The sequence below is a fragment of the Anabaena sp. CCY 9910 genome (assembly GCF_963920875.1).
Lineage (GTDB): Bacteria > Cyanobacteriota > Cyanobacteriia > Cyanobacteriales > Nostocaceae > Trichormus > Trichormus variabilis.
Genome location: NZ_CAWUDJ010000080.1, coordinates 1 through 10,982 on the forward strand (window position 1 = coordinate 1; position 10,982 = coordinate 10,982).

The window sequence follows — 10,982 nt, forward strand, 5'->3', positions numbered from 1 at the left end:
ATATTGCCACCATTCCCTTGTCCACTAGTAGCAGTACCTATAACATCTCCATTCTCTAGAATCAGAGACTTAGTATTGATGTTTATATTGCCACCATTCCCTTGTCCACTAGTAGCAGTACCTATAACATCTCCATTCTTATGATGAGGTACAAAATAAATTTTTCCTCTACTACCTAAAGAAGAAAAATTGGAAGTTTGCAGTTCCTGCCTATTTATTTCTTGACCATTTCTATTCCAGAGTCTAACTATATTATCATGGCTAGTAACGGCAATAATATTGCTGTCAGGACTGCAATTAACGTTGCGAATCGAATTACCAACGGTTAAAGTTTTTACTAAACTGCCATTAACGTTCCAAAGGGATATTGTATTATCAGCATTGCTTGAAACAATGACTTGATTATCAGGACAAAAACTTACATTAGTAACTTCAGCATCATACCCTTGAAGGACTTTTTTTAAAGTACCATCTTGACTCCAGATTTTAATCGTTTTGTCAGCACTAGCAGAAGCAATAGTTTTTCCATCAGGACTAAAAATGACACTATTAACCTTGTCTGAATGCCCTTCTAAAATTTTCAGATTTTTGCCAGTAGCGACATTCCACAATTTTACAGTGCCATCATAACTAGCAGATGCTAACGTTTGTCCGTCCGGGCTGAAGTTAACATCAGAAATTTTTGTAAGCTCCTCATTGACATTTTGAAGTTCTTCAAATTTAGATACTACATATTGACGTTTTTCAGGAATAGCTTCATAAGAATTATTAGCTTGCAAAAACAAAGGTTGTGTTGCAGAGAATGCGATAGACAACATAGAAGTTGCTACTGCTGCAAACCCAACCTTCCTTAATCCCGAACTTTTTAGTTTTTGATCTTGCTGCTGTTGTTGGCTCATCTTGTTAAGCTCCTTGTACTCCAGGAGTACCTATTCCAGTCCGCCACGCAAGACGTTGACGATATTCCTGTACTTCTTTAAGAGCTGTTACACCCAAAGCAGTTACTTTGTAATATTTGCGTCGCGCTCCGCCTGTTTCTTCTGCCTCATCACCCCAGTGCCACGAAACTAAGCCTTTCTTCTCTAGTCGGTTAAGTGCAGGGTATAAACTACCGAAGCCAATTGGTATTGGTCTTTCATCATTGAGCAAATTTAGGATTTCAAGCCCGTAAAGCTCTCTCCCCAGCAAAGCTGTGAGAATATCCTCGTCTATAGCTGAGAGCTTAACCAACTCTGATTCATTTTGTTTTTTACTCATAGTTAAGCTTTAACCTTAATTCATATTTTTGATACTACTATAAAAACATATAAGTGTCTATGTTTTTATAAATTATATCCATGATGAGCTTACGGCTCATGTATAGCCGTGATCAGACAGATGAAGAAACGGGGTTCACAGTTATCCATAGCAGACTTGTCCTAACCAGTATGGTAGTCGCTTGACACTTCGCTCTAAGCGATTGCTCCCCAATCCTCTAAGAAAATGCCCTACTTAAAAGGTTGCCCCCACCGCTCCCAGTTCTCCTTGTTAAATGGCGATCGCCACTGTTGAATCAAGCTCAACTCTAGCGCCTGCCGTGCGCGTCGCTCTATGGGTGCATCCCACCAAAAACCAATATTAACCGCCGTCTCTATCTGATAGCGATGATGTAAATCCTGGTAACTGCTGATATAGTCTTTGCAGCCATGAGTCCCACGCCAACGTTTGTTACTCCGCTTAGTTTCCCCAACATAAAGCAACAATTCAGCAGCAGAATCAATCACGAAATACAAAGCTGCTTGTCCAAAATCATCTGGCATCCGGTAAAAGGCCATTGGTTGTAAATGCAGCATGAAAGGGTCTATCGCCTCTGAGTCACAATGCACTGGGGCTAGGTCAAACAATGTTACTTGCTGTGGTGGTTGACTCCCCCTGACCCGTTGCTGATAATCCAAAATCTGCCCTTTCCACTTCACCAGGGCATCAGCACTCATCACCAGTGTTTCTGCTCTAAGTGCTGGTGTTGGCTTGGTATCTGAAAATAGGTTTAACTGATTGGGTTCCAAGGTTATCACTGGCAATCATAAACCAGTAGATTATCCCCCAGAACTGACTTTTTGCGATAGAGCAAGCGCTAACTTGTCAGTTCGCTATCACCTGAAGGTAAAAAAATGCTGTTAAAATATCTGTAAACCACTTATGATAATTTATGGTAGGCAGAAAGAAGCTTGACCGCACTAATATTCATGCTAGGGTAGACCCTAAAACAGCAGATAAACTAAAAGAAATAGCTCAAAAGCTAGGCTATATATATAATAGCGAAGGCTCTACAGGACAGTTGCTAGATGCGATCGCCAACGGTGAACTAATTCTAATTTCTACTAAAACTAGTTCCAAAAACGGTTTACGTATTTAGATGAATCGGTGATAATTATAAATATGAGGGCAAAATTGATACCCTCAATTCAGGAGGTGATAAAAGTAGTTCAATCAGGTGGAAACGGACACAGCCAAGATCCAGACATCGAGAAAACTTATGAACATCTTGATGAGGATACCCAGACAACTCAAGACAGATGGGTTGAGGAAGATGGGGAAACAGGCGATCGCCGGATCGTATTTGGCGAAGAAGTCCGCGAGAATCTAGGAATCGAGGAAGAAGATGAAGAATCCTAACCTCGACCTAGACTAAATCAAAGAAGCCCTCAACTAGCCCTTGGGGGCTTCTCCTTTCTCTTTTAATTCTTAGTTTTAGTTTAGCCTATGTCTAAAATTGTTTTTCCATTTCACTACCTAATTTACAGGAGATCGGGTGTTGACTGGTTTGTGAAAGACAATGGGAGAGTTTTTTACAACCCCACTGACGAGCCTACGCAGTTAACCAATAGAGCCGAGCAATTTGGCACAACGGATCAGAATGTAGCCATCGAATTGTTCCGCATTAATGGCGGTAAGGCTGGGTATTATTTAGCAAACCTGCGAGATAAAAAATACTACTACTGCGGTCAAAAATGGGAAGATGTCAAGGCCAAGCTAAAAGAATTAGGTATTGGTAGAGATGAACCAAGTTCCTCTTGACGCAAATAATTTTTGCTTTGAGCGTAGTTTACCGCCGTAGACATCTCTCTATTGCTCTATCTAAAGATTGATCCAAAAAGTGGGAATATCCAAATGGCATCCATCATATTGGCGGATTCGGTGTGAGTATGCCTTTCAATATAGTCTTTACCGCTTTAATCTCAGCAATTAGATACTGGGAAGTAGATTTACCTGAATGTTTCAATCTATTAAATAATTCCAATTAAAAATGATGGAAAATACATTAGTTGATAAAACATTCCGTGACAGCGATGGCAATGTTGTCATCGCTCAAATGCCAAACCTGCCGCTTATTGTTTGGATAGTAACCAGTGTACTTGCTCTAATTTTTACAACTGGCAAGATTAATACAGTATTGGATGTAGTAGCAAATGGCTCGTTATTTACTTGGGCATGGATGGAATTATTTCAAGGCGTTAATTATTTTCGCAGATCACTAGGTCTTGTTGTATTGATTGGTATTATCGCATCAAAAATTATCTAGTTTGCTATGCGTCTAAATACTCTGCCACTGCTGCCAAATCTTCCATTGCCCGATTCAGGCGATTGAGCAAAGCTTCGGCTACTTCCGGTTGATTGTTAATGGTTTCTAATTTTTCTTTGAGATGACGGTCTAGGGCTTCTATCCACAATGACAATTGTGTGTGACGAATTGCTGTGAGTAGCCCCATATTTCTTAACACAGCCAAATGAAACCCCAGTTAGTTTTGTCCACCGTACCCCAGGTATCCGTTCCACAGTTCCAACTTTTCTGGAGTAAATTCTTCATATTGGTCAAAGGTAATGCCCACCGGCTCTAGTTGGGGTTGTGGCAGTGGAGGTTGAGGGGTCATTTCCACACCCCAACCTTCGATGAGATCGCTATCTTCTCGGCTTGATCAAAAGACAACTGGTTTGGGCATTCCACCCCGGATTTTCGCACTTTCGCCAACCCACTTTTGAGTAATTCTTCCCCAAAGCTAATGTCTACCTCACTTGTCCCATTAGCCATCACTTCAGCAACTGTGTAACCATCACTATCTTTTTCCACCGGGATGATCATCACCTGATTTTCCGCCGCCTTTACTAGCAATATAACTTTTTCTTTGGCAGGGTTGTCTAATACTGCAACAATGCCGCAAAGACGAACATTTATTTGTTTGCCATCGGCTTGTCGAAGTGTCAATCTGTCTCCATCAACTACGTCGATAACTGTCCATTCTTCTGTTAATGAGATAGTTGACTGATTTACCTGGAGAATTACTAGCCCCCCTGTTACCACAACGACTATTAATCCTATTCCTGCGGCGATCGCACCCAAAATAATTCCTGTTCTTCCTGGCGAGTTCATTTGTGGCGAATTATACAACAAGTTATCATTCTAACCGCATTTCCTATGCTTCCTCCCTTACCCACTCCAACCCAGTTTGCAACGCAGCCGCCGCACTGTAATATATCTTCTGTTCGCCAAATATACCCCCAGTACGGCTGATAATGCGGAACTGCCAGCATTTTTCAGGGGTGTAATAGACGATGAGGATACTGCTGTTGATGCAGAGGACTTCATCAACCTTCATTTGGGACATGGGTTTGTTTCAGGATGGAGTTATCTCAACTTATGAATTGATTACAAATGTAAGTTTTCTGCATCTAATCATCAAACTTAACTTTGGCTTGTGCTTGAACTGTTTTCATAACACAACATCGCATCTTAAGTAAATATCCCTGTTGTATTTGCTATCATAACTACTATCAGTACCAAGCCTCAAAATTACACCTGCAAGTATCTAGCTTTCTTCTAAATTATTTTTGAGGAGAATAAATTCATGGGTTTGATCAAAGAAGGTACGATTGCAGAAGTTAATCACGGTAGATACAAACGGTATTCTGTATTAGTTGTTGAAGATCGTCATGATATTCCACTTACAGAATTTTTCGGTGGGGAAAGTAACTACTGGGTTATGTTTATATCTGGAGAAAAAGCGGTTATTCATGGAGACGATCTCAAGCCCCTAGTCGTTTGCCCTCTTTTAAAAGAAGATATTCCTCAGTTGCAAAAAATGCAAAATTTGCTCCCTTAGTGATATCGACTCAAGCTATAGTAAGCCCAAATACCGATGAAACGCTGCCACAGCATTTACCACACCATTCTCTGCCCTAATCTTCTCCCCTAATTCCTGGGCTTTCAACCTCATCGCTTCATCACCCAGCATTACCTTAATTACTGCTGCTAAACTGTCCTCTGTCACTTTCTTATACGGTATCGGTGCAGGACTCACCCCCAGCTTCATTAGCAACTCACCCCAAACTGGTTGATCTGCAAAAAAGGGTACGACAATTGAGGGTATCCCTGCACGTAAAGTAGCCGCCGTTGTACTCGCACCACCATGATGAATCATTGCTGACACTTGCGGCAGTAACCAATCATGCGGCACATCTTTGACCACGCACACGGGCCAGTCCTGGGGTCGTGGGATAACGTGTGAACTGAAACCATACAGTACGGGTATTCGTGCTACATTCGCTGGGGCTTTGATTCGGAAGCGTTTGCCCAAATATGGCAACGGAGGTAATTGCAAGGTTTCGGTTCTGTATGTGTTAATCAATTCTCGATATCTCTGCCAGTACATGAACTCTGCAATGAAATAGCTGGCATAGTTAATGACTTTCTTAAGCGGGTTTTTTGCCGTGTGAGCAAATTTCATAAACCCAAATGCCCCGGTTGGAGTCATTGGTATCACTGATGCGAAGAAACAAGGTATGCCTAATTTCTCTGCAATGTTATACGCCCAGTTTGTTAGCGGCGTGTAGATGATTACGTCTGTGCCTTGACAAGCTGCCCAGGCCGATTGCATTTGTTGAGTAAGCAGCTTTTGTTCTTGTGCCGATTCGAGCTTTTCTCCTGCTATAAATCGCTGGCCTTGATGGGATTGCAGAAACTCTTGTATATTTGGGGCGATCGCCACAAACTCTAAATCACACTGCCTCACGAATGACTCAAAGTTTTCATTTGTTGCTACTGTTACCTCATGACCCGCACGTTTCAAGCCCATACCCAAAGCACAATACGGTTGTACATCGCCTCTCGACCCGATTGTGAGGAGCGTAATCTTTAGCGTTCGGCTTGGTGCGGTGGGTGAACTAGGGTTCAATTGCTGTTCCTACTGGTCAGTGGGGTCTACTGACAGATTGTACTAAATCTGCTGTAACGAATGAGCGATCGCACTGCAATTTAGGCTTTTGAGATTAAACCAAGCAAAATTTTTCTTGGTGAAAATCAACCGAAAAATGAAAAGATGAGAATTTATGACGCAAATCTAGAACCTAAACTAAACAAATTTCCTTGATTGTCTTAAGCGAGTGTTTAAAAAATATAAGCTGCCTAAGTAAATGAGGAGTTCATCTATGTCTAAAAAAGTTGCAATTGTCGGCGCAGGCCCTGGCGGTTTAGCTACAGCTATCCGTCTTGCGGGAATCGGGTATCAAGTAGAAATCTTTGATGCGGCTGAACGTGTTGGTGGAAGAATGCGCGGTTTTGAAGTTGATTCCTACGCTTTTGATACTGGCCCCACTATTCTCCAACTGCCACACTTATATAAAGAGCTTTTTGAGGAAGCTGGTTTGAATTTTGCCGACTATGTTCAACTCAAACGATTAGAACCATATACACGCCTGAAATTTTGGGATGGTACTCAACTGGATATCACTTCGGATCTACAGTCATTCAAAACCCAACTGGCCAGCTTACGCTCCGATTTACCACTAGCATTTGATCGCTGGTATAGTGAGCATATCCGTAAATATGAGTTAGGTTACAAACCCTATTTAGCCAGCCCTGCACGCTCTATTTTTGGTTACTTGCGCCCAGATGAACTGATGCGGTTTTTGTCTTTTCGTCCTTGGGAAACTTTATATCAACACTTTTGGCGATTTTTTCAGGATGAACGCTTAGTCTATGCTCTGAGCTATCCGTCCAAATATTTGGGAATGCACCCGACTGTGGCATCCAGTGTCTTTAGCCTGATTCCATTCTTAGAATTTTCTCAAGGAGTATGGCATCCAGTCGGTGGATTTCGTGCATTAGCTCAGGGTTTAGCTAATGCCGCTCAAGATTTAGGAGTGAAAATTCATCTGCATTCGCCTGTTCACCAAATCTGGATTGAACAAGGGCAAGTTCGTGGTTTGGAACTGGCTGATAGTTCTCGCCATCAGTTTGATGCAGTGGTAATTAATGCTGACTTTGCCTATGCTGTTCGTCATTTGTTACCAACTTCAGCACGCGGTCGCTACACTGACAACAAGCTTGGGCAAATGCAATTTTCATGCTCTACCTTCATGCTTTATTTGGGCATCAATCGCCGCTACGAAGATTTACCTCATCATCAAATTTATTTATCAGACAATATTCGCCGACTTGAACGTCCTTGGGTTGATGATTCAGCACTAGATGAAACTGATCCACCATTTTATGTCTGTAATCCTTCAATTATCGATCCGGCTAATGCACCCGCCGGTCACAGCACTTTATTTGTTTTAGTACCAATCCCCAACACTTCTTATGCTGTTGACTGGGATATTAAACAAAAAAGCTATACAGATTTTATTCTTAAACGTTTACATTTGCTGGGATATCACAATATCGAACAACACATTGTTACCCAAAGGTGTTACACAGCACAAACTTGGCTTGATGATTATCGCGTTCATTTGGGCGCTGTGTTTAATCTCAGCCACAATTTGACTCAGCTTGGGCCATTTCGTCCACCTATTCGTTCAGAAAATATTGCTGGATTGTACTGGATTGGTGGTGCTGTTCACCCTGGTAGTGGTTTACTCACTATTTTGGAAGCATCTCGTAGTGCTGCTGGATTTATTCATCAAGATTTTGCTTTAACTGGGTCTTAGCAATCCTGTTCTGCTTGAGTAATTCTTTGGAAAAGATAGCCAGTTCTTCTACTTGTCAAAATAAATTCTGGATTGGTGACGTTCTCTCCCGTTAACCTGACAGTATAACGGGAGCTTCTAATCTAGAATCGGATAGTTGAGAACCATCAAATTCTAAAACAGCTTCGCGCTTCACAGGCTGGGTAATCCCTAAGCCTCCACGCGCAGACAAGATGAGTCCCACCTCGCTAATTGCCCGATTTAAAATGTTGACTGCGGCGTTTTCATCTCGATCCATCAATAATCCACATTTCGGGCAATGATGCAAACGAACAGACAGAGTTTTCGGGACTTTATGACCGCAGGATGAACAATTCTGACTCGTAGAATGAGGATTAACTTTTACTACTCGGACACCGCGTTTGACCGCCACTGCCTCCAAGATATTGATAAATGCCCCCCATGCAGCGTCCAGAATTGATTTACTCAATCGTGTTTTAGCAAGACCTTTGATATTCAAGTCTTCCACTGCGATTAAGTCAAAATATTTGACTAATTTGTGTGCTGTTTTGTAATGAAAATCTTTCCTAGTACGCTCAATCCTTTGATGAATCCGGGCTATGTGGTTTTTCTTTTTAGCTTGTCTTCGAGAGCCTTTTTGTTGACGAGCTAGTTGACGTTGTTGTCGTGCCAGATGATGTTGAGTGCGACGATAAATCTGTGGAATAGGTACTGTATCTCCATCTGATGTTGTCAAAAATTCTTTTAGCCCAACATCAACCCCTACAGCAGATTTAACCTCATCAAGTGGTAATAATTGCGGCACAGAATTATCTTGCATAGAAATGCAGCAGTACCATCCATCTGCTTTGCACACAATCGTACAAGTTTTGAGTACAAAGCCCACTGGTAATGGTCGGTGTAAGATGACTGGCATCTCACCAATTTTACTAAGTTTCAATAGGCCGTCTTTGAGGTTAGCACCTGCCTTTGGGCAATTCACTCGTGGGTACACAAAAGACCTAAGTTCCCCAGGCTTTTTAAATCTAGGACGACCACCTCGTTTCCCTAATGCGTCTGGGACTAACCACCGTTCCCACGCTTGATTTAAACGCTGCAAATTGATTTGCTGAGATTCTGCCCAGATATTTTTGTAATCGGGAAACAGTATCTTTGTTTGTTTTAAATCTGCTTGTTGAGTATAGTAATTAACTCGCTGTGGGATTTGTCCAATTGGTTCACTAATTATTGAACATCGGTCAATTTGACAACGACTTCTGTTGAGTGCATCTAACCTCTGCCCCAAGGCGTAATTCCAATGACGACGTAGTAGCTCTAATGTATTTGACATCAAAGCTATTTGCGCGGCATTAGGTAAAATTCGGTAACAGTAAGTTAGAATCATATTACTAATTATATTACTTATTGCTAATAAATGGAAGAGTTATATGATAAAGGTTTCCGATCAGTTTACTCTCTTACTGCTCATATAGTCTTTGTGACTAAATACAGGAAAAAGGTGATTAATGAAGCTATACTTTCTAGGCTGGCAGAAATATTTAAAGATACCTGTACTAAATGGGAATGCTCATTAGTAGAATTTAACGGTGAAGTTGATCATGTACATTTACTCATTCGTTACCATCCACAAATTGAACTGTGCAAATTTATTGCTAACCTCAAAACTGTTTCTAGTCGATTAATTCGTAAAGAGTTTGAACCTATTTTGAGCCAAGTGTATACAAAACCTGTGCTGTGGACAGGTTCTTACTTTGTTGCTAGTTGTGGCGGGGTCACAGTTGAGCAGTTAAAAGAATATGTGCAGCAACAACAATCACCTCAAAAATAAGGATTCGCTTTGCTCACGAGCGAGAACGTTTGCCTCAATTCCCCACCCATCAACCTTTGGTATGATGGGCGACCCCTTGAGGCTTTTGGTTGGGGTCAGTTTCTAACTTCGAGCGTAGTCTGGATATATGCACATCCACTACGCGAGTATCCGCGTGTTGTTCTGCACCGTATCCCCATATCTGCTGTAAAATCTCCGCACGCGAAAACGATTTTCCACTGTGACTCACCAGTAACTCTAACAGGCTGTACTCTAATCCTGTTAACCGAATCCGCTCATTGTCCTTGTAAACTTGTCGTTTATTCGTGTAGATTTTGAGATTATCTACCTCAATTATCCCTGAGTTGGGAATCCCCTCACTAGTTGTCTTACTGCTGCGTCGCCTTAATATCGAGCGAATCCTTGACTCTAACTCTTTAGGAGAAAATGGTTTGGCAATGTAATCATCCGCCCCTAATTCTAAACCTGTGATTCTGTCGGCAACGTCTGCCAGCGCGGTCAGCATGATAATCGGCACATCCGATTCTTTACGCAATTCTTGACAGACACCATACCCATCTAGCTTTGGCATCATCACATCAAGAACTACTAAGTCTGGGGAGGAAATACGAAATGTTGTTAACGCTTCTTCACCGTCGCTAGCTGTTACCACATCGTAGCCAATCATCACTAGCCTTGTTTCTAAAATCCGGCGAATGCTTGCCTCGTCGTCTACCACCAGGATTTTTTCTGTACCACTTTCCAACTTAAACAGCGCTCCAGGAGATGAAATTTAACTCATCCTTATCATGTCCGAGCCATTAAATTTTGCCACTACCACTGCAACATATCTTATTTGGGCTTTTGCTTATCCGTTGTTGAAGCTGAAAATTATACCTGAACTTGAAAACAGTGGTAGTTGAATTACCTGTGTCTGTTTCCCATTCTCCAGATTGGACAACGAAATCCCTAACAACCTGATACTACGACTTTTTAGCTCAACTGCTTCAAATAGTGCTGTCGCTGTGGCAATAATTGTTTCTATATCACCTATATAGTCAGGTAAAGTCTTACTACGTGTGATTTGCTGATAATCACCGAACTTAATTTTTAGCGTTATCGTGCGTCCTCGTGCCTGATGCTGCTCTAGCCGTTGCTGGGTAGTGGTAAATATGTAGTGAAGCTAGATAATTTCTAACTCAAATTATTCTTT

18 protein-coding genes are annotated in these 10,982 nt (G+C 41.7%); 7 read left to right on the plus strand and 11 right to left on the minus strand.

All coding sequences use genetic code 11. The features are described 5' to 3' along the window. The 3 genes from ACM5QX_RS28730 to ACM5QX_RS28740 form a co-directional block, all read right to left on the minus strand. A partial coding sequence (locus ACM5QX_RS28730) for a WD40 repeat domain-containing protein (protein ID WP_414756626.1) occupies positions 1 to 899 on the minus strand: 899 nt, incomplete at its 3' end. 4 nt (positions 900 to 903) lie between these two features. Next, positions 904 to 1,257 carry a PadR family transcriptional regulator gene (locus tag ACM5QX_RS28735; RefSeq protein WP_414756627.1) on the minus strand — a complete coding sequence of 118 codons (354 nt, stop codon included), beginning with the start codon at positions 1,255 to 1,257 and terminating at the stop codon, positions 904 to 906. A gap of 230 nt (positions 1,258 to 1,487) precedes the next feature. Further along, positions 1,488 to 2,054, minus strand: coding sequence for a GIY-YIG nuclease family protein (locus tag ACM5QX_RS28740; protein WP_414756628.1), 567 nt, complete (start codon positions 2,052 to 2,054; stop codon positions 1,488 to 1,490). A gap of 134 nt (positions 2,055 to 2,188) precedes the next feature. Between ACM5QX_RS28740 and ACM5QX_RS28745 the strand changes: the two genes are divergently transcribed. From ACM5QX_RS28745 to ACM5QX_RS28760, 4 genes are all read left to right on the plus strand, one after another. Next, entirely contained in the window at positions 2,189 to 2,395 is a 207-nt protein-coding gene (locus tag ACM5QX_RS28745) for a hypothetical protein (RefSeq protein ID WP_414756629.1), read from the plus strand. A 23-nt stretch (positions 2,396 to 2,418) separates the two neighbouring features. Next, positions 2,419 to 2,655: a hypothetical protein gene (locus ACM5QX_RS28750; RefSeq protein ID WP_414756630.1), complete on the plus strand. Its 237-nt coding sequence runs from the start codon at positions 2,419 to 2,421 to the stop codon at positions 2,653 to 2,655. A 150-nt stretch (positions 2,656 to 2,805) separates the two neighbouring features. Then, positions 2,806 to 3,057 carry a hypothetical protein gene (locus ACM5QX_RS28755; RefSeq protein ID WP_414756631.1) on the plus strand — a complete coding sequence of 84 codons (252 nt, stop codon included), beginning with the start codon at positions 2,806 to 2,808 and terminating at the stop codon, positions 3,055 to 3,057. A 232-nt stretch (positions 3,058 to 3,289) separates the two neighbouring features. Then, positions 3,290 to 3,562, plus strand: a complete 273-nt coding sequence (locus ACM5QX_RS28760) for a hypothetical protein (RefSeq protein WP_414756642.1) — start codon at positions 3,290 to 3,292, stop codon at positions 3,560 to 3,562. 4 nt (positions 3,563 to 3,566) lie between these two features. Here ACM5QX_RS28760 and ACM5QX_RS28765 read toward each other — a convergent pair whose 3' ends face one another. The 4 genes from ACM5QX_RS28765 to ACM5QX_RS28780 are packed head-to-tail and all read right to left on the minus strand — an operon-like array spanning position 3,567 to position 4,643. After that, on the minus strand, positions 3,567 to 3,749 hold the full coding sequence (locus ACM5QX_RS28765) for a hypothetical protein (RefSeq protein ID WP_414756632.1): 183 nt from the start codon (positions 3,747 to 3,749) through the stop codon (positions 3,567 to 3,569). Between the two features lie 30 nt (positions 3,750 to 3,779). Next, positions 3,780 to 3,911, minus strand: coding sequence for a hypothetical protein (locus ACM5QX_RS28770; protein ID WP_414756633.1), 132 nt, complete (start codon positions 3,909 to 3,911; stop codon positions 3,780 to 3,782). Continuing rightward, positions 3,908 to 4,408, minus strand: coding sequence for a thermonuclease family protein (locus tag ACM5QX_RS28775; RefSeq protein WP_414756634.1), 501 nt, complete (start codon positions 4,406 to 4,408; stop codon positions 3,908 to 3,910). Before ACM5QX_RS28775 ends, ACM5QX_RS28770 begins: the two co-directional genes overlap by 4 nt. Before the next feature lie 43 nt (positions 4,409 to 4,451). Then, positions 4,452 to 4,643: a hypothetical protein gene (locus ACM5QX_RS28780; protein ID WP_414756635.1), complete on the minus strand. Its 192-nt coding sequence runs from the start codon at positions 4,641 to 4,643 to the stop codon at positions 4,452 to 4,454. Between the two features lie 240 nt (positions 4,644 to 4,883). Here ACM5QX_RS28780 and ACM5QX_RS28785 point away from each other — a divergent pair, with 240 nt between their 5' ends. After that, the gene (locus tag ACM5QX_RS28785) at positions 4,884 to 5,138 is read left to right on the plus strand and encodes a hypothetical protein (RefSeq protein WP_414756636.1); all 255 of its coding nucleotides are present in this window, start codon (positions 4,884 to 4,886) and stop codon (positions 5,136 to 5,138) included. 15 nt (positions 5,139 to 5,153) lie between these two features. Here the strand turns inward: ACM5QX_RS28785 and ACM5QX_RS28790 are convergent, their stop codons facing one another. Then, positions 5,154 to 6,209: a glycosyltransferase gene (locus tag ACM5QX_RS28790; RefSeq protein WP_414756637.1), complete on the minus strand. Its 1,056-nt coding sequence runs from the start codon at positions 6,207 to 6,209 to the stop codon at positions 5,154 to 5,156. A gap of 253 nt (positions 6,210 to 6,462) precedes the next feature. On the opposite strand from ACM5QX_RS28790, the gene ACM5QX_RS28795 reads away from it, so the two are divergent. Beyond that, positions 6,463 to 7,962 (plus strand): phytoene desaturase family protein, encoded by a 1,500-nt coding sequence (locus tag ACM5QX_RS28795; protein WP_414756638.1) that lies wholly within the window; start codon positions 6,463 to 6,465, stop codon positions 7,960 to 7,962. A 91-nt stretch (positions 7,963 to 8,053) separates the two neighbouring features. On the opposite strand, the gene ACM5QX_RS28800 is transcribed toward ACM5QX_RS28795, so the two are convergent. Beyond that, entirely contained in the window at positions 8,054 to 9,346 is a 1,293-nt protein-coding gene (locus tag ACM5QX_RS28800) for an RNA-guided endonuclease InsQ/TnpB family protein (protein WP_414756639.1), read from the minus strand. A 30-nt stretch (positions 9,347 to 9,376) separates the two neighbouring features. Here ACM5QX_RS28800 and tnpA point away from each other — a divergent pair, with 30 nt between their 5' ends. After that, on the plus strand, positions 9,377 to 9,790 hold the full coding sequence (gene tnpA, locus ACM5QX_RS28805; RefSeq protein ID WP_414756640.1) for an IS200/IS605 family transposase: 414 nt from the start codon (positions 9,377 to 9,379) through the stop codon (positions 9,788 to 9,790). Between the two features lie 49 nt (positions 9,791 to 9,839). Here tnpA and rpaB read toward each other — a convergent pair whose 3' ends face one another. Together rpaB and ACM5QX_RS28815 are read right to left on the minus strand one after the other, a co-directional pair. Then, positions 9,840 to 10,535, minus strand: a complete 696-nt coding sequence (gene rpaB, locus ACM5QX_RS28810) for a response regulator transcription factor RpaB (protein WP_414756641.1) — start codon at positions 10,533 to 10,535, stop codon at positions 9,840 to 9,842. A gap of 102 nt (positions 10,536 to 10,637) precedes the next feature. Next, a complete protein-coding gene (locus ACM5QX_RS28815; RefSeq protein WP_414756643.1) occupies positions 10,638 to 10,943 on the minus strand; it encodes a hypothetical protein in 306 nt (101 codons plus the stop codon). Positions 10,944 to 10,982: the final 39 nt, after the last annotated feature.